Source organism: Terrabacter sp. MAHUQ-38, assembly GCF_014518425.1.
Lineage (GTDB): Bacteria > Actinomycetota > Actinomycetes > Actinomycetales > Dermatophilaceae > Terrabacter.
The window spans coordinates 943,776-968,123 of sequence record NZ_JACVCU010000001.1; the positions used below are offsets into that span (position 1 = coordinate 943,776).

The following is a 24,348-nucleotide window of genomic DNA, read 5'->3' on the forward strand; positions in this document are numbered from 1 at the left end:
CTCCTGCGTCGGGATTTTTGTCGTGTCCTTGGGTGAAGGTGCCGCATGACGAACTCTGACAGCTCCACGAACGCGACTGACACGACCCCTGCCTCGGGGGCCCACTTCGACACCGACGCCTTCGCGGTCGTCGTCAAGCATCTCACCATCTCCGACAAGGACGCCGTCCGCGAAGCCCAGCGCTGGACCACCGGCGAGCGCGGCCCGATCGTTGATGACCCGGCCGTCCTTGGCCAGGTTGATCTCACAGCATACGTCTCCGAGGCGATCCGGATCGGGTCGCTCGCCCTATCCGCCACCGGGCAGGCGCAGGAGATCAAGGCGCTCGAGCGGATGGTCAAGGAAGTCGGCGCAAGGACTGCCGAATCGACCGAGAAGGCCGTCGCCGAGACGGGTCGCGCAGTGAAGGACGTGACCGAGACGTTCTCCCGGGTGGCTGCCGACACCAAGAAGGCCTTCACTGAGGCTGACGCACTAACCCGCAAGGCGCTGACCGAGGCGGTGGCGACGACCAAGCTTGACCTCGTCTCAGAGGTCCGCCGCCTCTTCGGCGGTGAGAGCCCGGAACTGCTGGAGAAGCTGGCCCCCCTGCTCGACAAGTTCGGCGTCGGCCTTGACGAGAAGGTTCGCGTCAGTACTGAGGCCCTGCTCGCCAAGGCGGCCAAGCAGTTCGACCCGAGCGACCCGACGTCGCCCATCGCGAAGCACACTGCTGTTCTCGACGCTCGGCACGCCGCCCATGCCGCTGAGATGGCGAGGCAGTATGCGGAGATCACGAAGAAGATCGAGGATCTCATCACCGCCGCCCGGGTCGAGGACGCGAAGTCCAAGTTGGCGAGTGTGACCCCGATCAAGGGCGCTTCGTACGAGGACCAGGTCCACGCGGTCATGTATGACGTCGCCGCCGGGCTGATGGATGAGTACACGGAGACCGGCTCGCTCGTCGGCCGTCTTGCGCGCTGCAAGAAGGGCGACGGCGTGCTGGCGGTGCCCGGCCAGCCGGCAAAGGTCGTCCTCGAGATGACGGACTCCCCGCGGACTGGATGGGTGGACTACCTCGACGAGGCCGAGCGCAACCGAGACGCCGTTGCTTCTCTCGGCCTCGTGCGGACCATTGAGCAGAACGGCGGCCAGTCGATCTTGGTCCTCGGACCGCGTCGGATCGTGATGGCATTTGACCCCAGGCGCGACGACCCGAGCCTGCTGCGCACGGTCGTGATGCTTCTGCGGGCCGGTGCCATTGCGGTCAACGCCCGCACCGGTGCGACTGAGATCGCCAAGGCTGAGGAGAAGATTGCGGCGGCTGTCGAACAGCTCGGCCGAATTGACGAGATCCAGAAGTGTTCCGGCCTGATCATCAAGAATGCCGAGAAGATCAACAGCCACTCCGAGGGGATCAGCACCACCATTCGACGGCTGCTCGATCAGGCGCTCACCGCGCTCGGATCGGCCGACCATGAGATCGACGCGGACGACGCCGAAGTTCCTTTCGCGGCCGCCGGGTGAGCTCCAGCATGAGCGGTCCGGCCCGGACGGCGCGACGGCACGTCCGCGTCGGGCTGCGCGCTCGAGACCTGGCCACCGCGAAGGTGGGGCAGAAGGTCCGCGACGGCCAGTTCGAGTTCACGGTCACCAAGGTGCAGAAGGGCGTCAAGACCATCGGCGACCAGTACCTCAACGAGAAGGCGCAGGGACAGTACGTCCTCGTCAGCATCACGGTGACCAACATCGGCGACTCGGCGCAGCTGCTCGCCGACTCGTCGCAGAAGATGCGCGACTCGAAGGGTCGCGAGTTCTCGACCGACACGGCGGCCGCGATCTACCTCAAGGACAACAACGTCTTCCTCAACGAGATCAACCCTGGGAACTCCGTCAAGGAAACCCTCGTCTTCGACATGCCGAAGGGCACCGAGCCGGCCAGCCTCGAGCTGCACGACTCGCCCTTCTCCGACGGCGTCACCGTGCAGCTCAGCTGAGGCGGCGTATGCCGTGTGGTGGGCGCCGCGCAGTGAGGGGGCGCGGCGCCCACCACCAGTGCAGAGACAACACTCAGGCTGATCACGCTTCTCGATCGGCAGATCCGCGACGTCGTCGACGGTGATGCGTAGAGTCTCGGCAATTCGGCAATACAGGACGGGGGAGGCCGCGATGGCTGAGAACGACGGGGTCCAGCCGGCGCCGGAGATGCTGGCGACTGCCAAGGAGCTGGCGCTGTCGGCGCTCGAGCCAGCCGACGCGACGCGAAGACTGCGGCGCTTCTACGACACCACCTCCGACTATGCGGGGGCGAGCTTCGCGACGATGGGGGTGAACCAGGCAGACAGGATCGGCGCGGACGACCTGTTCGCGACGACTCTGCTGAGTGTTGACATCCCCGCCAACGCGGCACGGCGGCTGACCAGCCATGAGTCCACCACGGAGGCGATTAGAACCGGCTTGGCGGCGCTCCCCGCGGGGCCTCTGGAGACGACCGATGCAGACGGACTGAAGGCCATGCAGGTCCTCTATCTGCACGTGAAGAGCAACCTCGCCAGGGCCATGGCCCAGAACCCGAACCTATGGGTGACCGCGCAAGCAAGTTCTGCGCACGCAAGCGGCCCGACCTCTTCCCGGTACGAGACAGGGTGGTCTGCCGCCTGCTCGGCATCGAGCGTTCCGGCAACGCCCGTGTGGACTGGATGGTGTTCCGGCACCTCATTTCAGATCCGGACGTCCGCCAGGCCATCCACGCGGTGGTTGGGGAGCTGGAACGAGAAGGCGACGACCGAGTCGAGCTCGACACCGAGCCTTTGCGTCTGCTCGACGCCGCCCTGTGGACCAAGGTCAGCATGGCCTGAGTGCTGCTCGTTTGCCGGTCCGTCTGTCCGTCCTCGACGATGGCCCCGGCGATCCTGCGTGCAATGACCTTGCAGACGGCCACCTGGGGCTCAACCACCCGGCTCGCTGACCAACTTCCAGAAATGGCCTCGGAGAAGGAAACGCAAGTGCTCCTCCACGTCATACCTGTCGAGCCGGGCAGATAGGTCCAGGAGTAGCGCGCGATCAAGATCTCCCGGGATGAACGGCCGCTGGCTCATCAGACGGGTGCGGTCCGCGGCGCTGGCGGTGATGGACCACGTGGCGATCACCCCACGGCACACCTCGTCGATGAGGTCGAGCTCGTGCTGGCTGGCTGCGGGAGCCGTACGGTCCGACCCGACACGCTCACTGACACTCGACCACACCACGCGACCGGGCCCTTCGGTGCCCGCGGCTGGCCGCTGCGGGACCTTGCTGCCTGCGAGTACAGCGGGAGTAGGACGTCCTGGCATGGCGACCGGGCGTTCGGCCGGACCATCGATCTCGCCGAGGTCGGACGTCTCATCGACGCTGCTCCGCGGCCCGGGCAGCGGAACCGCCACCGCGGCGGCTGCAGGGAGCAGGTCACCTGCGGCGTCAGGCTGGAGCTGCCGCACGCGCACGGAGTCGTCGACCACGGATCCGTCCAGCACGATGAGGTCATCGGACTCGCGGATCAGGTGGCGAGACACGGCGTGAGCTCGACCCAGTCGATCCGGGACGGCCATGAGCACGACCTGCATGCCGTGGCTCTGGGCCTCCTCAACCGCTTCGCTGAGGTCGTCATCTCCAGACAGGAGGTAGATGACGTCCACCGAGCGGTTCCTGCCATGGGCCGCGAGGTCGAGGCCGATTCGAAGGTCCACGCCTTTCTGCTCACCCTGCGGTGAGGTGCGGCCCAGTCGCAGCTTCACTCGCGGAAGCATGCCGATGGCCTCTTGGGTTGAGTCCGGCGTGCCTCCCGGACGGTTGCCCGAGTCGTACCAGTGCAGGCGCAGCAGGGGCAGTCCGCTCGCCTTCTCGGCATCTGCGATCAGGCGTGCGACGAGGTCTGGATACGACACCACGACGCCCTTGCGCAGCGAGGTGCCGGTTACGCGCGTCGCGGCAGCGGCGAGGAGATAGCCGACGTCGACATAGAGCGCGCAGTAGGACCGCATGTGGGCAGGCTCTCACGCTTGGCCTTCCGTTACCTGGCGGCGGGGGCGTCGCCGCGCTTCGCATTGACCTGCTCCTCGCAAAAGGAGCAGGTCCCGACTCCCAATTGATCGGATCCGACGCCAACCGGATCCCGGTTCTCGACGCGAACTGGGTCGTCCTCGGTCAGGACCTCAAGGCTGGGAGCAAGGTCGCCGGTAACTCCTTCATCACCGCCACGATCAAGAAGTACAGCGACGACTGACGATGCCGCCCTCGATCATGACGTCATCGGGGCACGTGGCTGTCTGCCCAGACGAGGGCGCTCTGGTCCCAAGACTGATCGACAGAGAAGAAGGTGCGGCATGCCGCAGTACAAGGTCGTCGAGCTCCGCGAGGGGATGATCGGCGGCAAGATGTCGGGCGACAAGCTCGAGAAGGTGCTCAACGAGTACGGCTCCAAGGGGTGGTCGCTCAAGGCGATCACGTCTGTCGATGTCAAGGGGCGCATAGGACCCGGTGGGGTCAGCGGCGTCCTGGTGACCTTCGAGAAGGCCTGAGCCACTAGCAGGTTGGTGCGAAGGTGCGGCGCTCGCATTGGAGCGTCGCACCGGCACTTCCCGTCCGTGCGGCAGAAGCGCGGGCGGTGCTCGTGGTTCGTCGTTCAGACCGACTCACTCGCAGTTGGGGCACGGACCTGAGACGGGCATCTCCATGAAGCACGTCGGGCAGACCGCGCCGCGTCGCGCCTCCGTGGCTGCCGCCGCCCGCGGAGTGCTGGCCCGGACGACGCGAGTTCGCGCGCTCAGCGTGGGCTGCGCGTCGGCGGGGACGTCGGCTCCCCAGTGGCGGTAGCACTCCAGCCGTGCTGCGGCCGCATGCGTCTCGCGCTCGAGCGGGTCGTTGATGGGTGACTCGCCGGCGACGCGGAGCACCTCGTCGTAGCTGGCACCGACCTGCCCGTCGTCCTTGTGGACGACCAGCGACGTGAGCGGCGGCTCGTTCCGGACGTGGTTGACCTTGACCAAGTCGGCCATCAGGCCGCCGATCCAGTTGCGCATCTGCGACTTGGTCCGCAGCGAAGATCGGCGCTGGACCTCCTCGGCGAGCTCGGAGTAGGTGATGACCGCGTTGTAGCGGCCGGCGGTCTCCACGAGCACTTCGTATGCGTGCTTCGCCCAGTAGGGCTGCGCGAACTTCGGAGTCACGTACGTCTCTTGGTCAGACATGGCCAGCCATCCGATTCCTCCATGGGTCCACGACGAAGTACCAGTCTCCACCTGCTCGGGCTGCAACACCGACCCGGTGTCGGCTGACTGGCAGCCTCTCTACCGCTGCCCGCAGGGAAGGCCGGTCGCGTCATGGGAGCCAGCCATCGAGATGACGGCGTCACCGTGCTCTACCAAACCGGTCTGCCCTGGCGGCCGATGACGAGGTCGACGAGCACGCAGCCTCATCGGTGCGCGAGTCCTACACTCGGAGGGCAGCAGCAGAGGAGGCGAGATGACGTCCGAGGTGTCAGATCTCGTGCTCCGGATGGCCGAGCGTATGAACGCCCATGACCTCGACGGCATGGTGGCGCTCATGCACCCGGACTACCGCAGTGAGCAACCGTTCCACCCGGACCGCAACTTCGTCGGCCGCGCCCAGATGAAGGCGAACTGGGGCGCACTGCTGACCGGCATCCCGGACCTTCGCGCCGAGGTCGTGCGAGCCACCCAGGACGGCACGACGAGCTGGAGCGAGTGGCACTGGTGGGGCACGCGCGAGGGCGGCGAGCCGTTCGAGCTGAGAGGCATCGCCCTGTTCGACGTCGTCGACGGGCTCATCACCGCCGGTCGGCTGTTCACCGAGCCCGTGGAGCAGGCGGGCAGCGGCATCGCCGCCTCCGTCGAGGCCCAGTCCGGACGAAAGCCGGCGCTCGAGGAGGAGTAGCGCTCCCGCCTGGCCGACCCCGAGCCCCGGGTTCGGCAGCTATCGCTGGCTGTCGAGGTACGCCGGGCCGCGAACGGGCGTATGCCGCCGGGCGGGCCCGGCGGCATACGGCCTTGTCTCTCTGGTGCAGTGAGCGTCAGCTCGTGGCGAGGACCACCTCTCCGGGCGGAGGCGGCGGGCGGAAGTTGCCCTTGGACTTGGTCCCGTTGATGAGGTTCGTGCTCATCGCGTAGGACAGCACGGCGTACGCGACCGCGTCGCTGTTCTCGGCGAGCGCGGTGTTGTTGTTGTTGGCGTACGTGTCACAGGCCTGGTGGTAGCAGGGGTCGTAGGCCTGTCCGGCCGTGCCACCCCAGATCGCCGCCTCCTGCGCCGTCTTGATCCCCTCGGCGCCGGTGAAGAGCCCACCGGAGGGCACGCCGCTCGCGATGAACGGGCCGTAGTCCGAGCGGCCGCTGAAGTCGGTGCCCTTGAACGGCAGGCCTCGTGAGGTGAAGTACGCCTCGAAGGTCTTCTCGATCTGCGCCGAACCAGCAGGCCCAGGCCCTGCACCCGTCCTGTCGGAGTCGTCGCCGTCGTAGATGAAGAAGACGTAGTTCGGCGACCCGATCATGTCGAAGTTGAGGTAGAGCGCGATCTTCTGCAGCTCGGCCATGGGCAGGGTGTTGACGTAGAACGTCGAGCCGATGAGGTTGGCCTCCTCTGCGCCCCACCAGGCGAAGCGCAGGGTGTTCTGCGGCTTGACCTTGGCCAGGTTCTCGGCGATCTCGACGAGAGCTGCGGACCCGCTGCCGTTGTCGTTGATGCCTGGGCCCGCGTTGACCGAGTCGAGGTGGGCGCCGGCCATGACGACGTTGCTTGAGTTCTTGCCGCGCAGCTCGGCGAGGACGTTGGACGTCGTCACGGTCTCGCGCAGGGTGTCGGTCTTGAGGTGGACGATCAGCCCTGGCGTAGCCGCCAGCTCGAGGCCGAGAGCCTGCTCGATGCCGACGACCGGGACGTTTCCGGTGAAGCCGGCCCCGAGGGTGCCGTTGAGCGGTCCGGCGATGTTGTTGTAGACGATGACGCCGGTCGCGCCGGCGGCGATCGCGTTCGAGGCCTTGAGGGCGAAGGTGCAGGCCACGGGGAAGCCGGTGGGGGTCCCGCGCGAGACCAGCGCAATGTTCCCGGCGGGGAAACCGGCCCAGTCCGAGGCCACGCAGCCGCGCTGGTCGCCGGACGGCGTGCTCACGGCGGCAGTCACGTCGCCGCTGCCCGAGTACGACATGATGTTGTGCGGCAGCGACCGTGCGACGGGCGCGACCTCTTCGAGGACCGACGGCGAGAGCTCCTCGAAGGTGACGAAGTCGAAGGGCTGCGTGGTCACGGTCCAGCCCGCCGCCCGAAGCTTGTCGGCGACGTAGGCGGCTGAGGCGTCGAAGCCCGGCGAGCCGGAGAAGCGCGTCCCGCCGTTGGCGTCGGCGATGGCCTGCAGCGCGGCCTGGTGCTCGCGGACCCCGGCGAGCTCGACGCACTCGAGCAGGCTGGCGATGGTGCTGTTGACCCGGGCAGCACACGTGGCCGGTGCGGCCGTGGCATTGGTCGCCGACGACCCCGCGGCGGCGATGACGAGGGCGGCCGAGGCGAAGGCAGCCGCGAATCGGGTGTTGCGCAATCGCATGTGAGGTGCTCCTTCTGGAAGGTCACGCGCATCGGCGCGGTGCGCCGACGGCATACGGAATCCGTTGGTGCGCAAAGCGGCTCGAGATCAGGGGCGGCCTCCACTCTCAGCCGACCCCCGGCGTGGAGGGGGTGACCGGTACGACGCCGCGGCGAACGGTGCGCGCAAACTGACCTCGGATCCGCGTGGACGGAGCCCCCGATCCTCCGACGGTAGCGGCGCCGCCTCCGCTCGTCACGCCTTCGGCCGAGAGCCGAGGACAAACCCCCGCAACCGGGTCTCGCCGCCCCGCGTGCTCACTCCTGGTCGGGCGCGGTCTCCTGCGCGATGACGTGCATGACGGCGTTGATCAGGGCCAGGTGGGTGAACGCCTGCGGGAAGTTCCCGAGGTGCCGCCCGGTGCGCGTGTCGATCTCCTCCGCGTACAGCTCGAGCGGACCGGCCAGCGACAGCAGCTTGGCGCACAGCTCGTGCGCGCGCTTCGTCTCACCGATCTCCGAGAGCGCCGACACCAGCCAGAACGAGCAGATCGTGAACGTGCCCTCCTCGCCGGCGAACCCGTCGTCCGTCTCGTCGACCCGGTACCGCAGCACGAGCCCGTCCGACGTCAGCTCGTCGGCGATGGCGAGCACCGTCGCCCGGATGATCGGGTCGTCCGGCGGCAGGAACCGCACCAGCGGCGCCAGCAGCAGCGACGCGTCCAGCGCCTCCGACCCGTAGTACTGCGTCAACACACCCCGGGAGTCGACGCCGTGCTCGAGGATGTCGTCCTTGATCTCGTCGGCGGCGAGCCGCCACTGCGCAGCCTCGTCCTCCCGCCCGATCATCGACGCGAGAAGCGAGCCCCGGTCGGCCGCGACCCAGCACATGATCTTCGACGACGTGAAGTGCTGCAGCTCCCCGCGCACCTCCCAGATGCCGGCGTCCGGCTCGCGCCAGTGCTTCAGCGCCGCCTCGACCTGCTTGCCGAGGATCGGCCAGATGCGCCCGTCGAGGTGGTCGGCCACCTTCGAGTGCAGGTAGACCGAGTCGAGCAGCGCGCCCCAGACGTCGTGCTGCACCTGCGAGTGCGCGGCGTTGCCGACGCGCACGGGCCGCGACGCGGCATACCCGGGCAGATGCTCGAGCACCGACTCGGGAAGGTCGCGCTCCCCACCGATCCCGTACATGATCTGCAGGTCGTCGTCCCGCTCGGCCAGGTCGGCGATGAAGGAGAAGAAGTCGACGGCCTCCCAGTCGAACCCGAGCGAGTACATGCCCCACAGGGCAAAGGTCGCGTCGCGGATCCACGAGTAGCGGTAGTCGTAGTTCCGTTCTCCGCCAGGGGTTTCCGGTAGGGACGTCGTCGCCGCCGCCGCGATGGCCCCGGTCGGCGCGTACGTCAGACCCTTGAGCGTCAGCGCGCTGCGCTGGAGATAGCTGCGCCACGGGTGGTCTGGGAACTTGCCCCGCGCGAGCCAGTGCTGCCAGTGGTGCGCCGTCCACTCGAGCCGCTCGTGGGCCTCCTCGTGCGTCAGAGGAGGCGGCAGCTCGCCCCACGACAACGCGATGAACCGCTCGTCGCCCTCCTTGAGCAGCGTCCGCGCCGTCGCCTGCCCGCCCTCGAAACCGAGGCGCAGGTCGGTCGTGAGGGTGAGCGCGATGTCCGACCCCTCGGCTTGGGCATGGCCCTGGTGGTAGCCGCGCTCGGTGTAGTCCCACGTCATCGGTCGCCGGCCGTAGTCGATGACGGGCTCGCACTCCATCACCGTCTGCACCTCACCGGACACGCAGCGGATGGTGCGCAGCAGCGTGTGCTCGGCGTCGTAGTCCATCGGGGTGCGTCGGTGCTTGGGCGACACCTTGTCGTCGTGGTGCCACGGGCCCAGGAGCAGCACGTCACGCACGATGATCCACCCGGTCGGCGTGCCCCAGCTCGTCTCGAGCACCATCGTGCCCGGCAGGTACCGGCGCGCCGTCGGCACAGCCACATCCGCCGGCTTCAGACAGAACCGGCCCGCGTGGCGGCCCAGCAGCGTCCCGAAGATGCTCGGCGAGTCCAGGCGGGGCAGGCACATCCAGTCGATGTCGCCCCCGGGCGCCACGAGCGCCGTCACCTCGCCGTCGGACAGGAACCCGTAGTCCGCGATCGGCACGGTCTTGACGTGCGTCGTCGTGACCTTGCCGCCGCTGGTGTGTGTGCTCGGGACCATGCCTTCAGGTTCGCCTGCGCGACGCGTGTCCACAAGACCCGCTCCCGAGGCCGTATGCCGGGTGGCCGCCGGCGCGGCTAGGTGGCGCGGGGCTGCAGCGCCTGGACCCAGGCCGCCAGGTTCGGCATGCCCATCTGCTGGCCGAACGCGAACGCCGCCTCCGAGCCGTCCTGCTCCCGGAACCGCACGACCAGCGCGCGCTTCTTGCCCGCCTCGCACGCGGTGATGCTCGACCGGGGCACGTCGAGGTCGCGCTTGCCGGAGTACGACCGGAAGACCAGCCGTTGCGAGGTGAGCAGCAGCTCGCCCGGCTTGGAGCTGAGCACGGTCATGCCCATCTGGGCTCCCTTCCAGCACAGGATGTTCGGGACTCGCGCCACCACCTCCTCGGTCGCTTGCGTCGGCATGTCGTTGCTCATGGTTTCCGTCCTTTGTTCGGTGGTGGGTTGGTGTCGCGGTCTCGTGAGCTCGCCCAGCTGCTCGCGCTGCTCGGCAGAGAGCTGCTCGCGCAGCCGCTCACCGTGCGCGCGTGCCTGGCTCGCGGACGAGCCGAGCAGCGCTGCCACGAGCCTCGGTCCGAGGACCGGGTCCGGACGGCATACGTTCGACCAGAGGTGCATGACCGCGATGTGCACGCCGGGCCCCGAGCCGGGCATCGGCATACGCGCCGTCGTGGTGACCAGGTCGGCCGGCAGCACCCGCAGCGCCAGCGAGAGGATCTCGGAGGCGGCTCGGCCGCCGTGGTCGTGGCAGAGGTAGAACCACGCCACGCTGTCGTCGGGGTCGGCCTCGACCCGGGCGAGGAGGAGTGGCAGCGGGTCGATCCCGTACAGCGGAGCCAGGGTGATCGCGGTGATGAACGACGGGTCGTCGTGCCGCAGCGCACGGTCGACCGCAGCGCGCGACGCCTCCTCGGAGAGCAGCTTGCGGCAGCGTTCGGCGAGGTCGGCGCGCACGGGCCGGTCGAGGGCCCCGTAGGCCGGCGAATCGGGGTCCTCGAGGTCCTTCCACAACGTGTGGGTGAAGCCCAGGTCGTCGACGGTCACCGCCTCCGCCGGGAGCATCGACAGGCCGAGGAACCACTTGTCGAGCACCTCGCCCATGACGGGGAAGGCGTCGATGCTCGCACCGGGAGAGTACGGGTCGAGCAGCGCCCGGGCGATGCCGCGCGCGCCGTCGAGGCCGCTGCGCTGCAGCTCGCCCTGCTCGTCGAACGTCCACATCCACCGGGCGACATCGACTCGCTCGGCGACGAGGGGCGCCGTGTAGCCGTCGCTCACGGTGTTGCTCCAGCCCTCCTCGACGAGCCAGCGGTCCACGTCCGTAGACCGTTGCTCCAGCGCCAGGAGCGCCTCGACGGCGTGAACGCGTCCCCAGCCGGTGTGCCAGCGCGCGAGGTCGAGGAGCATCCCCTCGGCGAGTTCTCCGTGCGCCCGCAGCAGCGAGCACGCCTCTGCGCTGAACTCGGTGAGGCGGCCCAGGTCCGCCGCCGGTCTGACGATCGGGTACCAGTCGAGCAGGGCGGCCGCCGCGAGACCCGCCTTGGCCGGGCCGCGGTGACGGCTCCGACACACCAGCCAGCCGCTGACGAGCGCGGCAGCCTCCGTGAAACGCCGTCGCTGGTCGTCGCCGGACACGTCACGGCCGTGCGCGGCCACCGCGTTCGCGACGTCACGGGGCGTCGCGAGCTCGACGGCATCGAGCGCGTTGTACGCGTCGAGGAGCGTCTCGCGGTCGAGCGTGCGGGCCGCGGCGCGATGGATGGCCTCGATGAGGGTGACGAACGGAGCCTGCGCGTCATCCGAAGGCCCGACGTGATGACCGAGCACGCCCGCGAGAGCGCCGGGTGCCCAGAGGAGCTCGTCGTCCGCCACCGGCTTCGGCACGGGCAATGGCGCGTCGGGGCTCGTCGCGGCCACGGCGACCTCGCGCAGCGTCGGCCCTTCGAACGGCGGGTCCCACAGCGCCACCGAGCCGGGGTCGGCCAGGCCCAGCCAGAAGTCGTCGCCGGTGCTCACGGATGCACGCCCGTCGCTGCGTGGGCCCGCACGTCGCTGACCCGGATCACCTGCCGCGCGTCGGCCCAACCCGGACGGACGACCTCGCTCACCGTGCCCGCCGCACCGGCGCTCCCGTGCGGGGCGATGCCCACGACCTGGTGCCTCGTGGGGTCGACCGGGTCACCCGGACTCACGGGGAGGCGGACGACGCCGATGGCTGCGAGCTGCCGCTCGACGACGGCACGCTCGGCCTCGGTGCCGGCCAGGTCGAACGCGTGGATGAGGTCGGCCACCTCGGCGTCCGTCGGCGCGAATGCCGCACGCTCCGTGCCGTCCCCACTGTCCCCGCCCGAGCTGGGTTGCCAGATCGCTGGAGCGCCGAGGTGACCCTGCCGACTCGGCGCTCGCCTGCTCTCCGGTCGTCGCCCGCGGCGCCCAGCCAGGGCGGCGGCGACCAGCGCGACGAGGACCAGCAGGCCGAGTGCGCCCAACGCGATCGGCACGAGCCCGATCCCGTCCGACCCGACCGCTGCGGGCAGGCCGGGGACGACAGTCGCCGTCGACGGGGAGACCGTTGCCGTCGACGTGCCGAGCGTCGCCGTGGACGGGGCCGACGGCGTGGCGGCCGCCGGTGACGTGGACGGTGCGGCCGGTACGGGTCCGCCGGTCGCGGTCCCGGGGGTGGCGACGGTTCCCGGGATGGTCGGCATGACGACGCCGGTGGTGGCCGCGGCGGGCACAGCCGGAAGGGGCACGCCGGTCGCGCCCGGCACCGTCGGCCCCGCCACGGCGGGGCACGGCGTGCCCGCAGCGAAGCACTGGGTCGAGGTGCCGGGCACGGCGACCACCTCAGCTGCGGGTGCGGCCGAGGGCGACGGCCGACAGGAAGGGCAGCAGCACCCAGCCGTTCTTCTGGATGGTCTCGCTCACGGCGTCCGACCCGAGGTCGTCGAGGCCGGTGTCGGGGTCGGGCCTGCCGTCGATCGGCTGGCCGTCAGCACCCAGCGGCGCGGGCGTGACCTCCTCGGGCCCGGTCTCCACCGGGGTGCCGTCCACGGGGGTGCCGTCCACGGGGGTGCCGTCCACGGGAGTGCCGTCAACGGGGGCCGCCTGCTCGGGAGCCGGCTCGTCGCACACGATCATCGCGTGGTTCGAGTCCGCCCACGCGTTCTCGAAGAGGCCGAGCGGCAGCTCCTCCTGGTCACCGCCGGGCGTTCCGGGGTCGGAGAGCGTGACGGTCTGGCGTTCGAGGTCGATGGCCGTGACGACGACGGCGTGGTCGGGCGCGTTGTCCTCCGTGGACTCGCCGTCCCAGTACTCGCCGCTGTCGACGAAGACGATGACACCGCGGCCCTCCGAGAGGTCGGTGGCGAGGCTCTCCATGTCGCCGAACTCGTACCGCGCCGGGACGCCCGCTGCCTGCATGAGCTCCGCGCCCTTGGCGAACTCGATGCCCGGCACGCCGTCCATCCCCACCGAGAAGGCGCCGTGCTCGTTGGCGAGCTCGACGAAGCTCGCCTCGTCGTCGTAGTGCACGCCGGTGTACTCCGACACGATCTGGGCGATCGAGGCCGGCAGGCAGAACCCGTTCTGGGCCTGCTGGAACCAGTGCTCCGAGGCGTCATCCGGGTCGCCGATGAGCTGGCCGTCGACGACGAGCTCGCCGCCGGGTGACGTGTCCTCCGGCATGCCTTCCTCGACCGGAGTGACGTCGACCGGGAGACCGTCCCCCGGCCCCCCCTCGAACTTCGTGTCGAGCAGCTCGACGAAGCCCGGAGCGACCGACAGCAGCTGGTCGCGCGTCACCGTCTCCGAGTCGTCCGAGACGCCGTCGCCGTCGCGGTCGATCTCGATGCGGAAGCCGTCGCCGTCCTTGACGATCCACACGTCCGCAACGCCGTCGCCGTTGGCGTCGACGACGAGGCCGTCGGCGCTGGTGTCGCCGTCGAGGTCCATGACGACGAGGTTCGCGCCGCTGTCGCTCGTCACGAAGAGGGTGTCGAACACGCCGCTCTCGTCCGAGTCGAAGAGCTGGCGTTCGAAGGTGCCGGTCGACTCCTCGCCGGGGAACTCGGTTGCGGGCTCGGCGGCATCGTCAGCGCCGTGGTCGGTGATGGTGTCGTCGCTCATGTCAGCCTCCAGGAGTGGGGTGGTTGCCCAGTTGGAGGAGCTGGCCGGGGCCGTTTGTTCCGGACGTTGCCGACGGGTCAGGTGTGGCCGAGGGCGAGCGCGTCGTCGACGGCCCGCAGCGTCTCGCGCAGCTGCCGGCGCGTGCGTTCGTGCTCGGCCAGGAGAGCGGCTCGCTGCTGTTCCGACGCCCTGGCCGCGGCCCGGCCCGCGACGACGGCGGCGTTGAGGCCCGCGACCTGCGTCTCGAGGTGGCTGCGGAAGGCGACGGCGAGCTCGGGCTTGACCTCACGGATCCACGCGTCGACGTACTCCGCGAACTCGGTGCGCTGGCGGACCAGCGACTCGCGGACCTCGGTCGTGAGCTTGCTCCGCTCGAGGCGGTTGCTGCGGAACGCGATGTTGAAGGCCGCCCACGCCCCGGCGCCGATGAGCCCGGCCGGGCCGAGGAACGACATCGTCTGCCCTCCGGCGAACGCCATCGCTAGGCGCTCGCCCATGGACGACCCGATGCTGACGCTCGTCACGACCATCGGGTCGAGCAGGTCGCGCGGGACGTGCACCTGGCCGACGTGCGCGGTCTCGGGGGCATCGGTCGGCACGATGGCGGCGAGGTCGACGACGGGGGCGGCGTCACCGAACATCCGCTCGACGATGCCCGTGAACCGGCTCGTGAGCAGGTCGACGAGTGCGTCTCGTACGAGGGCGTACTCGCTCACGAGCTCGACGGTGAGGCGTCGCACGTAGTCCTTGCGTCCCGGCCCGAGGGGCGTCTTCTCGATCCGGGCACGCGCGTCGACCTCGAGCGCCTCGAGGCGGCTCCGCGCGTCGCGCAGCACCTCGCTGCGCAGCCGGGAGAGGTCACGGTCGAGGTCGAGGCTCCAGCGCCCCTGTACCGAACGCAGGTCGACCTGTCGGGCGGCGAGCTGCTCGGCCTCCGCCTCGATCCGGGCCAGCTCGTGCGGGTCGTCGACGGCCCGCTCCATGAGGTCGAGCTGGGCCACCACGTTCTCGAGGCCCGAACGGCAGGTGCGCAACGCGTTGAGAGGCGCGAGGAGCTCCTGCTGGCGGGCGACCGCGGTGAGGTGCGTGAGGAGGGTTCGTATGCCGCTCGCCTCCTCGAGCGCGGCCCGCGTGGCCTCGTCGGCGGCTGCGGCGGCATCCGCCATGGGCGACGAAACCCCGACGACCGGCACGCGCGCGAGCCGGACCGACGCCGCGGCGAGCTGGCCGTGCACGTGCTCGACCATGGTCTGCCACGACGCGGGGTACTTGTCGATCATCGTCACCGCGACGACGACGTGCTCCACGTTCTCGGCACACTGCTTCAGGTACTCGAGCTCCGTTGCGGCCATGGGTGATCCGGCATCGACGACATAGAGCAGGACGCCACCGTCGGCGGCCCGTCGTTCGGTCAGCCGGGCCCGCGAGCTGCCCAGGCCGCCGATGCCCGGCGAGTCGAGCACCCCGATCCGGCCGAGCGGGCCGGGCCGGACGTGCACCTCCACGGCGAGCGGTGGTTCCTCCGCCGGATCGAGCAGAGCCAGGTCGGCGTGGAGCCCGACCTCCGAGAGAGGGATCGTCCGGCGCCCGCCGTCGGGGCCGAGCACTGCGGCGTGCGGCTCGTCGTCGCTGCCCTCGGGAAGTGGCAGGAGGCTGACGAACGTGGCACTCGTCTCGCCCATGCCGACGGGCGACAGGCCCGGCGTGCCCATCAGCGTGTTGGCCAGCGAGCTCTTGCCGCGCTTGGTCTCGCCGACCACGACGACACGTAGCGGCGTCCGCATACGCGCCTGGTCGAGCGCGAGCCGGGCGTAGCCGTCGCGGGCGTGGTCGCGCAGCACCCGCGTCGTCGCGTCGAGGGTGATGTTGAGTCGGCTCCGGACGTCCGTGGCGGCAGGCGCCCCGGGCGTCTCACCAGCCGTCGTCACCATCGCCGGCACCGTGCCCGACCGGCTCCGCGAGCCCGTCCCCGCCGGGTCCGTCGTCGACGCGCAGGCCGTGCGCGGAGTCCTCCGGCGACTGGCCGTCCCCGTGGTCGGCGTCGCCCTGGTCCACGTCGCCGTGGTCCACGTCGCCGTGGTCCACGTCGCTCTGGTCCACCTCGCCCGGTCGCTCCGGGTCCGAGAGCACGTCGGGTTGTTCCGAGGCTGCTGCCGCACCGTGGTCGTGCGGCACGAGCTCGGCGCTCGCCTCGTCGGGACTGGACGCGAAGGCGCGTTCCAGCGCGGCGGTGAAGAGGTGTGCCGGGGGATCGCCCACGGCGAGGAGGTCGTGGACCGGACCGTGCTCGTCGACGCCGGCGTCCTCGCGGACGTCGCCGATCGCCGCTTCGCTGCCGTCGAGCTGCGCGGGGCCCACTGCCGCGTCGGGCGCCGCGTCGGGTGCGTCGGGTGCGTCGCGTGCGTCGGGGGGAGCATGACGGTCGTTCACAACTCACCTCCTACCACAGCCGCAGAGTTCGGGTGATTCACGGACCACGACACGGCGACGCGGGGTACGTTCTCGATCATCGCGTGAGGGCGCGAAAGCAGTTGGCAACGAAGTGGGTGGGGCGCATGGGGGCCGTGCACCTGGGGGAGGACGTGCTCGCGCGTGCGAGAGCGGGGGACCAGCAGGCGTTCGCCGAGCTGGTCCAGGCTCATCAGCGCGTGCTGTGGGCTGTGTGCCTTCGGATCACGAACAACCAGCACGACGCCGAGGACGCGCTGCAGGAGTGCCTCATCGCCGCGTGGCACCACCTCGACCAGTTCCGGGGCGACTCGCGGTTCGGCACCTGGATCTACCGCGTGGCCGCCAACGCCGCCATCGGCGTCGCCAAGCGTCGCAACCGCCCCGTGCCCCTGGAGGACGTGCACGCGGTGACCCCGGACGTGGGCGAACGCATCGCCGACGTCGAGCGGGTGCGTGCGGCTCTCGCGGAGGTGCCGCTCGCGTTCCGCAGCGCGCTCGTCCTGCGCGAGATCTGCGACCTCACCTACGAGCAGATCGCCGTGCACGAGGGCATCAACATCCAGACGGTCAAGAGCCGAATCAGCCGGGCCCGAGCCCACCTGCGCGAGCTGCTCGCGGACGACGTCGCCCGCTGACTTCGAGGTGTTCACCGCGTCTCCTTCGCGACCGCCTGGCCGAGGTGGAGCATCGACTGCGCGAGCGTGCGCGCCGCTTCCGCCTCGGCGCCCGTCCGGGCCGTCCCGGACTCCGCCTGGAACCGCGAGGCCTGCGCGAACGCCCACGTCGCGGGATCGCTGTCGGCCGGCACGGCATCCATCCGCTCGCGCAGCGTACCGAGCGACAGCCACCGGCGAAGCTCACCGAGCAGCGGGCTGGAGGGCTGCTCCCGCGTGAGCAGCCGCTCTGCCCTGACCTCTCGCACGACGTGCGCTGCGGGCCCGTGCGCGAACTCCTCGACACGGCGGGCGAGCTCGACCGGGACGTCGCCGCGCCGCGCGGCCGCCGTCAGGGCTTCGAGCGCCCGGGAGGTACGCGCGTGGCGCACCTGCACGAGGCATCGGTGCAGCGCCTCCTCGATGCCACGGATGCCGCTCGCCTGCTGGAGCCACTCGATGAGCTCGGCGCTCGTGGTGCTGCGGGCACGGCCGTGGTTGAGCCCGTACGGCGTGAGTACCTCGCCCAGGTGCACCATCGTCTGCGCGTCGACCCCGGCCGCACCGGTGCTGGCGCCGAACCGGAGGAGCGCCGCAGGTGCCTCACGCAGCGTCCTCAGGAGCCGGGCGTCGGCCTCGGTCAGCCGGCCCGTGCGCACCGACTCTGCCATGAGGCCGCTCACCGGCAGCACCTCGGTGAAGTGGTCCGGGAGGGTCGCGGCGGTGCGGGCCGCCGCAGCGCGGGCCTGCTCCATGGGGTCGTCGTCCCCCCAGCCGCCCGCGCCGAGGTTGTCGGCGTGCGCGAGCAGGCCGATGGTGCAGACCAGGCCACCAGGGTCGGCACGTCCCGCCGGAGCGGTGGTGGCGAGGCGCAGCTCGTCGATGACGCGGGCGTCGTCGCTGCGCACGGTGCCCCGGAAGAGGTACAGCAGCACCTCGGCGCCCGCCGCGAGCCGGCGCGCCTCGTCGGCGACGAGGGCGTTGGGGGAGGTGGCGGCCAGGCCCGGGGTGTCCACGAGGCTCACGGCGTGCAGCACCGCGGACTGGAGGGCGACCTCGAGGCGCACCACGGTCTCGCCCGGCGCGACGGGGGCGCCGCCGAGGGCCTCCTCGATCGACAGGGGGATCCGCCGGTCGTCCGCGGTGACGGCGAACGCCGCCTCGGGCGCGCCCTCCCGGTACACGACCGGGTAGCGGGTGCAGTCCTCCGCCGCGGTCGCGGCCACGCGTCGACCGACGAGCGCGTTGACGAGCGTCGACTTGCCGGCGCTGACCCGGCCGACCACCGCGACCCTCAGCGGCGACGCGAGCCCCAGGCGCACGGCATTCAGCTCCCCCCGGAGGGCGTGGCCCGTGGGCAGCAGGTCGAGCAGGTCCGAGCAGAGGGCGTCGACCGGGTTGTCGGTGAGGATGTCGAGGTCAGTCATGGCTCACGTGCTCCCCCACCACTGCACGAGGTTCGGGATGTTGCCTCCGGTCGAGACGAGGTAAGCGAGGGCGAGGTCGTCCTCGTAGGTCCACATCAGGCGGGCCACGTCCTTGCTGTCGGAGAAGTGCGCATAGACGCGGCCCTCCGTCGGCGCGTCCTTGCCGTACGCCCACGTGTCGACGGCCGGCGGGTGCGTCAGGTCCGTGTTGGTCACCCTGCTTGGATCGGTCCCCAGGTCGGTGAAGTACGCGTCGGCCTCCTTGCGCAGCTCGCTGACCGTGTCGTACGTGAACAGGTAGAGCCACGTGCTGCCGTCCACGGCGACATCCGTGGACCGTGGGGTGCACCGGATCGCGTGTGCCTCTGGGGCGCCGTCCCACGGTGTGCAGCTGCCGCTCTGGACGAGGGCCTGGCGGCTGCGAGCCAGGGCGCACTCGTCGGTGGTCAGGTCCGCGCAGTCGAAGGGCGGCTCGGCTGTCGTGCTCGTCTCTCCACCGCTCGTCTCGCCCGTGCTCGTCTCGCCGGTCGACGTGGTCGTCTCGCTGGTGCTGGTCTCGGCGACGCTGCTCGACCCAGTCGTGCGGCCCGCGGTGGGCGCACCGTCGCGTCCACCCACCCAGACGCTCCCGAGGACGGCGGCCAGCAGCAGCGCCCCGACGATCGACGCCACCCGCAGGCGGCTGCGCCGGCGAGGCGGAGCGGTGGCGTTCGTCGCCTCGGTCAGGGCAGCGTCCGCACTCAGGTGCACGGGCTTCGGGGTCCGCGCGGCTGCGTGTCCGGGAAGCTGCTCGACCGGGGGGGCGGGCGGTGGCGCGGCCGGTGGCGCGGGCCGCGGCGGTGAGGGCGGCGGCGTGCTTGCTGGGCTCGCGACCGGGGCGAGCAGCGCACCCAGGCTCGTCACTTCCTTGGGGTCCCCGAGGGTGCCGACCCGACCGCCACTCACCGCCTGGAACTCGCGCTGGACGAGGGGGATGAGGCTCGACCCACCCGTGAGGAAGAGGTGGTCCACCGGTGCGCCGGCGAGCAGCCGGCGGGTGGTCTCGACGGCCCGAGCAACGCTCGGCCCGATCATCGCCTCGAACTCCGCGGCCGTGAGCGTCACGACGGCGCGCTCGCCGGCCACGGTCACGAGGACGGGCGCTGACGCGTGGTGCGACAGTGCGTGCTTCGCCCTCGTGATCTCGTCCCTCGTCGTGAGGCGGGCAGCGAGCCCCTCGTCCGAGTCGAGGGCCTCGAGGAGGTCCTGCCGACCCTCGGCGGCGAGCTGCTCACGCACCCAGCGCTCGATGTACCCGTCGAAGTCGTCCCCACCGAGAGGGTCGATGCCGTCGAAGTCCCCGACGATGATGTCGAGCGCGTTCCCGTTGCCGGCGGCACGGAGGTGGGCCACGTCGAAGGTGCCGCCGCCGAAGTCGACGACGGCGAGGCGCTCGCCGCTCGACACCGCACCGCCCGCGGCGTGGCGCCAGGCCGCAGCGAGCGGCTCGGGCAGCAACGACGTCGTGTCGGGGTCGGCGCCCGCCCGCGTCGCGGCCTCGAGCAGCAGGGCCGTGAGGTGAGCGCCCCAGGCCGCGGGATGGGTGATGACGACGGAGTCGGGGGCCGCGCCGCGCGACTGCATCCGAGCCGCGTCGAGAGTGCGGCGCAGCACCGCCGCGACGAGGTCCACCGGGTCGACCACCGTCCCCCCGAGCAGCATCGAGGGTGGGCCGAGTCGGCGCTTGGGGGTGCGTTCGAAGGCTGCGGGGTCGAGTCCGGCGAGCCGTGAGGCGTCGTCCCCGACGAGCAGCTCGTCGCCGCGCAGGAGCACCGCCGAGGGCATCGCGTTCGTGCTGTAGCCGAGGCGCAGGGTCGTGGGGGCGCCGTCTCCCCGCCGGATCGACGCACACGTGTTCGAGGTGCCGAAGTCGATCGCCAGGACGTAGCGGTCACTCATGCGGAACGGCCTCCTCGAGCCGGCCGTCGAGGGCGGCCGTGACGTCGCGGACGATCGAAGCCATGACGATGGCCGCAGATCCGGCTGCCACGCTGAACCCGGCGCCGAGCCCGAGCCAGGGCAGGTCGGACGACCCCGAGTAGGCGAGGCTGACGACGAGCAGCGCGCCGAGCAGGACCTGCCACGCGACCCAGAGCGCCCACCAGATCGAGCTCCGGCCGAGGTGTGCGGCGCCGAGGCCGGCCGCGCGCAGGAGCTGGCGGAGGCTGCGTCCGGCGAGGTACAGGTTGGCCAGCGGGACCCACCAGCCGGCGATGACACGAGCGGTGCCGCCGACCGCCGGACCAGCGCCCGAACGCACCCACTCGCGCGCGAACCAGCGGAAGACGAGCACCGAGCTGGCAAGGCAGGCCACGGGCGTCACGACGAGCATCGGCACTCCGAGGCTCTCGTTGTTGGCGAGGAAGGCCAACGTCAGCAGGGCGCAGGCCGCGGCGAGGACGAACAGCGAGACCCGCGCCGCGCGGACGAGTCCGTCCGGGCGCGCCGCAGCATGAGGCGCAGCGGTGGGCCCAGCGTGAGGCACGGCGTCGGGCCCGACGTGGGGCCCGGCGTGGGGCGCGGGTGCTCGACGAAGGTCGGCCGGCGGTGGCCAAGGATCTGCGACGTGGGCCGGGGGCGCTTCTCGGGGCGCGCCATCCGGCGGCGGGAGGAAGCGCAGCACGGGCCTGTTCGCGTCAGCGGCCACCCGGCCCGGGGCGGCTGCTTGCGCCGGGACCTCTGCTCGCTCGGGTGCGCCGACCGGGGCGGTGAGCGCGCCGACAGCGGTGATCTCCTTGGGGTCACCGAGGGTGCCGACCCGACCGCCGGTGAGCCGCTGGAACTCGCGCTGTACCAACGGGATCAGGCTCGAGCCGCCGGTGAGGAAGAGATGGTCGACCTCGGCGCCGTCGAGGAGACGGCGCGTCACGTCGAGTGCCCGGTCGATGCTGGGGCGGATCATGGCCTCGAACTCGGCCGCCGTGATGGTGACGACCACACGTTCGGCGCCGACGGTCACGAGCACCGGGGCGGACGCGTGGTGCGAGAGGGCGTGCTTCGCCCGGCGGAGCTCGTCGCGCAGGGTCAGCCGGGCGCCGAGGTGCTCGTCGGCCTCGAACATCGCGACGAGGTCCGAGCGGCCGTCGGCGCGCAGCTGGGCGAACACCCACTGCTCGAGGAGTGCGTCGAAGTCGTCGCCGCCGAGGGGGTCGAGCCCGGCGGCGTCGAGCACGCGCAGGCTGTCGACGCCACCTCCGGGGGTCGACTCGAGCAGCGCGACGTCGAAGGTGCCGCCACCGAAGTCGGCGACCGCGACCGTCTGGGCCCGGGCACCGTCGAGCACGTCGCGGTACGCGCTGGCGGCCGCGATGGGCTCGCTGAGCAGCTCGACGCCGTCGACGGCCGGCTGCGCGAGCGAGGCGGCGCGGCGCAGCTCGCCGACGAGGTGCGGGCCCCAGGCCTGTGGATGCGTCACGAGGATGCTCTCCGGGTCCGCACCGCGCGACTGGGCGCGGGCGGTGCCGATGACGTGGGCGAGCACGGCAGCGACGAGGGACGCGGGGTCGAGTGCCTGGGCGCCGAGCACCATGGCCGGCTGCCCGAGCCGACGCTTGGGGGTGCGCTCGAACGACGTGGGATCGAGCACCGCGAGGCGCGTGGCCTCGTCGCCGACCACGACGTCTCCGCCGCGCAGCAGCACCGCGGAGGGGATGGCGTTGCTCGCCGCGCCGAGGCGCAGCGGCATCGCTGGTTCACCGTGGCGTCGAAGAGCGGCCGTGGTGTTCGTGGTGCCGAAGTCGATCGCCAACCGGTAGCTCGCGAGCATGGCTCTCCCTTCGGTCGGGTGCCGCGTTCTGTGCGTTGGAGTGATGGGCGGTGGGCGAATGTTCCCGGACGGCCAGGATGTGCGTTCCCCGATCCGCCCGGCCCCGCCGGGAACATCAGCCCCACCCGCGGCTCTCCAACGAGATGACCCAACAGGCCCGCCCGGGCCAGCGCAGGAGCAGCAAGGAGCACCCACCATGAGCGACTTCCAGTGGACCGACACGAATGCCGACGGCGTCGGCGACGTGGGCGTGGGCGACAGCAACGGCGACGGCATCGTCGACATCACGATGCAGGACACGAACTTCGACGGCCACGCCGAGACGGCGATGCTCGACCAGAACCAGGACGGCCGCATGGAGGGCGCCGCCGTCGACACCAACCGTGACGGCGTCTTCGACGTCCTGGCCGTGGACAACAACGAGAACGGGGTCTGGGAGCGCATCGGCATCGACGCCAACCAGGACGGCCAGATCGAACAGGCCGTCTTCGACCTCAACGAGAACGGGGTCAACGACGCGGCCGAGCCGGCTCCCGGCGCTGTCGTCGGCGGCGGGGGCGGCGGTGGCGGTGGGCAGTTCGACGCACTGATCAACTCCCCTCAGTTCGCGAACGACCCGGAGTTCCGCCGTCAGGTCCAGGAGATGATCCGGAACCACAACCGGACGATCGAGCACATCATCTGGGGCTCCGACGCCGACGTCGACTGAGTTGACGACTGCGCGCCGACGGGTCGCCCGCTCCCGGAGTGGGCGACCCGTCCGTGTCAGTCGCCGGCGGCGGGGTCAGTCGGCGCTGCCCACCCACGGCCCGAACCGCACGCGCGACAGGGTCGCCCGCAGCACCTGCTCCACGTGAGGGAAGTTGCTGGCGGGGGTCGTGGCCGTGGCGGTGAAGCCCTGCCCGCTGACAGCGAGATACACCTGCAGCTGGCGGACCTTCACGCCGTCGGGCGGCCACCACTCGAAGTCGCGCAGCAGCGCCCGTCGTGGTCCGAGGCTGATCTGCTCCAACGAGTGCTCGTGGAACTGCGGGAACTCGCGCCACAGCAGGTCGCCCTGCGCCTGCGCGTACTGCTCCGTGTCCAGCTGCGGCGCGATCGGCTCGCTGCTCGCGATCACGTTGGCCTGACCGCCGGGCGCGAAGACCGTCCACGACTGCTTGCTGAGCCAGCCGGCGGGCGCCGCGACGGACACCTCGGTGATCGGCCACGAGAACTGTTGCTCCATCGGACGCCCTCCCGTCGCTGGGCGAGGTGGAACGCCCGCCATGTGACTTTGAGAAGGGTGGCGCGCCGTTTGTTCCCTTGGCCTGCCCCGCACCGTGGAAACGCAAGGGAGCCGCAAGAGTTCCGCTAGGTCATCCGAATCGGGACATTTGGCGGGAGAACCGCCCTTCACTGGAGGAAGTCGTCAGGGGATGACGAAAGACTTCGGCGGTTGGCCCGTTGTGGTACGAAAACCGTCACGGGGCCCGAGCTCGCATCGCGAGGCGGGCCCCATCGTCGTGCCTCAGGCGACGGCGATGTCGACGAGCAGCTCGGCGGCGAGCCGCTCCAGGTCGGCGCGCAGCACCGCCGTGTCCGACTCGGCCGGCACTCGCACGACGACGTGCGCCTCGAAGAGGAGCCCGCCGGACATCGGGGCCTCACGCGTGCCGGTCGTCATCGTCTCGATCGACAGGTCGTGCTGACTGAGGACCGAGGAGACCTCGCGGACGATGCCGGGGTGGTCGTTGCCGAGCAGGTCGACCGTCAGGCGCGTGCCCTCGCCCGTGCCGTGCCCGGCCGCCGACTCCGCGCCCGGGTGCGACGTCACCTCGAGCAGCCCGTCGAGCCCGCGTAGCGCCGCCGTCAGCTCGTCGACGCGCTCGGCCGGGACGCCGACGACGACGATGCCGGCGAACTTCCCGGCGAGCTCTGCGAGCTGGCTGTCCTCCCAGTTGCCGCCGTGCGCGGTGACGACGTCCGCGAGGGCAGTGACGAGGCCGGCGCGGTCGTCGCCGATGACGGTGAGCACGAGTCTGGGCACATCCGCAGCCTACTGACCACGGCCCCAGCCGCGAGCGGCGTCACGAGCCCTCGGGGCGGCTGGAGGCATAACCCCCGCGCCCGCATCACGA

General features: G+C 70.9%; 22 protein-coding genes and 1 pseudogene. 9 read left to right on the forward strand and 14 right to left on the reverse strand.

Going from position 1 to position 24,348, the window contains the following annotated elements:
- Positions 1–45 precede the first annotated feature (45 nt).
- The 4 genes and pseudogenes from H9I49_RS04410 to H9I49_RS04420 all read left to right on the forward strand — a co-directional run bounded on the left by H9I49_RS04410 (position 46) and on the right by H9I49_RS04420 (position 2,837).
- Entirely contained in the window at positions 46–1,506 is a 1,461-nt protein-coding gene (locus tag H9I49_RS04410; RefSeq protein ID WP_188029073.1) for a Fis family transcriptional regulator, read from the forward strand.
- 8 nt (positions 1,507–1,514) lie between these two features.
- Positions 1,515–1,976 carry a DUF4352 domain-containing protein gene (locus H9I49_RS04415; protein WP_188029074.1) on the forward strand — a complete coding sequence of 154 codons (462 nt, stop codon included), beginning with the start codon at positions 1,515–1,517 and terminating at the stop codon, positions 1,974–1,976.
- Between the two features lie 208 nt (positions 1,977–2,184).
- Positions 2,185–2,514 (forward strand): annotated as a pseudogene (locus H9I49_RS24345) (DUF6308 family protein); the annotation flags it as partial.
- Positions 2,515–2,558: 44 nt separating this feature from the next.
- The gene (locus H9I49_RS04420; RefSeq protein WP_188029075.1) at positions 2,559–2,837 is read left to right on the forward strand and encodes a DUF6308 family protein; all 279 of its coding nucleotides are present in this window, start codon (positions 2,559–2,561) and stop codon (positions 2,835–2,837) included.
- Between the two features lie 90 nt (positions 2,838–2,927).
- On the opposite strand, the gene H9I49_RS04425 is transcribed toward H9I49_RS04420, so the two are convergent.
- Positions 2,928–3,998 carry an NYN domain-containing protein gene (locus H9I49_RS04425; protein ID WP_188029076.1) on the reverse strand — a complete coding sequence of 357 codons (1,071 nt, stop codon included), beginning with the start codon at positions 3,996–3,998 and terminating at the stop codon, positions 2,928–2,930.
- Positions 3,999–4,102: 104 nt separating this feature from the next.
- Between H9I49_RS04425 and H9I49_RS04430 the strand changes: the two genes are divergently transcribed.
- Together H9I49_RS04430 and H9I49_RS04435 are read left to right on the forward strand one after the other, a co-directional pair.
- Entirely contained in the window at positions 4,103–4,240 is a 138-nt protein-coding gene (locus H9I49_RS04430) for a hypothetical protein (protein ID WP_188029077.1), read from the forward strand.
- Positions 4,241–4,340: 100 nt separating this feature from the next.
- On the forward strand, positions 4,341–4,535 hold the full coding sequence (locus H9I49_RS04435; RefSeq protein ID WP_188029078.1) for a DUF4177 domain-containing protein: 195 nt from the start codon (positions 4,341–4,343) through the stop codon (positions 4,533–4,535).
- A gap of 114 nt (positions 4,536–4,649) precedes the next feature.
- On the opposite strand, the gene H9I49_RS04440 is transcribed toward H9I49_RS04435, so the two are convergent.
- A complete protein-coding gene (locus tag H9I49_RS04440; protein ID WP_188029079.1) occupies positions 4,650–5,204 on the reverse strand; it encodes a hypothetical protein in 555 nt (184 codons plus the stop codon).
- A 274-nt stretch (positions 5,205–5,478) separates the two neighbouring features.
- Here H9I49_RS04440 and H9I49_RS04445 point away from each other — a divergent pair, with 274 nt between their 5' ends.
- The gene (locus tag H9I49_RS04445) at positions 5,479–5,910 is read left to right on the forward strand and encodes a nuclear transport factor 2 family protein (RefSeq protein WP_188029080.1); all 432 of its coding nucleotides are present in this window, start codon (positions 5,479–5,481) and stop codon (positions 5,908–5,910) included.
- Between the two features lie 136 nt (positions 5,911–6,046).
- On the opposite strand, the gene H9I49_RS04450 is transcribed toward H9I49_RS04445, so the two are convergent.
- From H9I49_RS04450 to H9I49_RS04480, 7 genes are all read right to left on the reverse strand, one after another.
- On the reverse strand, positions 6,047–7,570 hold the full coding sequence (locus tag H9I49_RS04450; protein WP_188029081.1) for a M28 family metallopeptidase: 1,524 nt from the start codon (positions 7,568–7,570) through the stop codon (positions 6,047–6,049).
- Between the two features lie 296 nt (positions 7,571–7,866).
- On the reverse strand, positions 7,867–9,762 hold the full coding sequence (locus H9I49_RS04455) for a glycoside hydrolase family 15 protein (RefSeq protein ID WP_188029082.1): 1,896 nt from the start codon (positions 9,760–9,762) through the stop codon (positions 7,867–7,869).
- Between the two features lie 77 nt (positions 9,763–9,839).
- The gene (locus H9I49_RS04460) at positions 9,840–11,780 is read right to left on the reverse strand and encodes a hypothetical protein (protein ID WP_188029083.1); all 1,941 of its coding nucleotides are present in this window, start codon (positions 11,778–11,780) and stop codon (positions 9,840–9,842) included.
- Complete coding sequence (locus tag H9I49_RS04465) at positions 11,777–12,601, reverse strand: hypothetical protein (protein WP_188029084.1); 825 nt, start codon at positions 12,599–12,601, stop codon at positions 11,777–11,779. Before H9I49_RS04465 ends, H9I49_RS04460 begins: the two co-directional genes overlap by 4 nt.
- Before the next feature lie 10 nt (positions 12,602–12,611).
- Positions 12,612–13,892 carry a C39 family peptidase gene (locus H9I49_RS04470; RefSeq protein ID WP_188029085.1) on the reverse strand — a complete coding sequence of 427 codons (1,281 nt, stop codon included), beginning with the start codon at positions 13,890–13,892 and terminating at the stop codon, positions 12,612–12,614.
- 77 nt (positions 13,893–13,969) lie between these two features.
- Positions 13,970–15,823, reverse strand: a complete 1,854-nt coding sequence (locus H9I49_RS04475) for a dynamin family protein (RefSeq protein WP_188029086.1) — start codon at positions 15,821–15,823, stop codon at positions 13,970–13,972.
- Positions 15,804–16,322, reverse strand: a complete 519-nt coding sequence (locus H9I49_RS04480) for a hypothetical protein (protein WP_188029087.1) — start codon at positions 16,320–16,322, stop codon at positions 15,804–15,806. Before H9I49_RS04480 ends, H9I49_RS04475 begins: the two co-directional genes overlap by 20 nt.
- Before the next feature lie 125 nt (positions 16,323–16,447).
- Here H9I49_RS04480 and H9I49_RS04485 point away from each other — a divergent pair, with 125 nt between their 5' ends.
- Positions 16,448–16,978 carry an RNA polymerase sigma factor gene (locus H9I49_RS04485; protein ID WP_188029088.1) on the forward strand — a complete coding sequence of 177 codons (531 nt, stop codon included), beginning with the start codon at positions 16,448–16,450 and terminating at the stop codon, positions 16,976–16,978.
- Between the two features lie 11 nt (positions 16,979–16,989).
- Here the strand turns inward: H9I49_RS04485 and H9I49_RS04490 are convergent, their stop codons facing one another.
- Genes H9I49_RS04490 through H9I49_RS04500 form a run of 3 tightly spaced genes read right to left on the reverse strand, consistent with a single transcriptional unit; the run spans position 16,990 to position 22,228 of the window.
- A complete protein-coding gene (locus tag H9I49_RS04490; RefSeq protein WP_188029089.1) occupies positions 16,990–18,423 on the reverse strand; it encodes a dynamin family protein in 1,434 nt (477 codons plus the stop codon).
- A gap of 3 nt (positions 18,424–18,426) precedes the next feature.
- Positions 18,427–20,361 (reverse strand): Hsp70 family protein, encoded by a 1,935-nt coding sequence (locus tag H9I49_RS04495; protein ID WP_188029090.1) that lies wholly within the window; start codon positions 20,359–20,361, stop codon positions 18,427–18,429.
- Positions 20,354–22,228, reverse strand: a complete 1,875-nt coding sequence (locus tag H9I49_RS04500) for an Hsp70 family protein (RefSeq protein ID WP_188029091.1) — start codon at positions 22,226–22,228, stop codon at positions 20,354–20,356. Before H9I49_RS04500 ends, H9I49_RS04495 begins: the two co-directional genes overlap by 8 nt.
- 196 nt (positions 22,229–22,424) lie before the next feature.
- On the opposite strand from H9I49_RS04500, the gene H9I49_RS04505 reads away from it, so the two are divergent.
- Complete coding sequence (locus H9I49_RS04505; protein WP_188029092.1) at positions 22,425–22,937, forward strand: hypothetical protein; 513 nt, start codon at positions 22,425–22,427, stop codon at positions 22,935–22,937.
- Between the two features lie 75 nt (positions 22,938–23,012).
- On the opposite strand, the gene H9I49_RS04510 is transcribed toward H9I49_RS04505, so the two are convergent.
- Both H9I49_RS04510 and H9I49_RS04515 read right to left on the reverse strand, forming a co-directional pair.
- Complete coding sequence (locus H9I49_RS04510) at positions 23,013–23,456, reverse strand: DcrB-related protein (RefSeq protein ID WP_188029093.1); 444 nt, start codon at positions 23,454–23,456, stop codon at positions 23,013–23,015.
- Between the two features lie 282 nt (positions 23,457–23,738).
- On the reverse strand, positions 23,739–24,257 hold the full coding sequence (locus H9I49_RS04515; protein ID WP_188029094.1) for an ACT domain-containing protein: 519 nt from the start codon (positions 24,255–24,257) through the stop codon (positions 23,739–23,741).
- Positions 24,258–24,348: the final 91 nt, after the last annotated feature.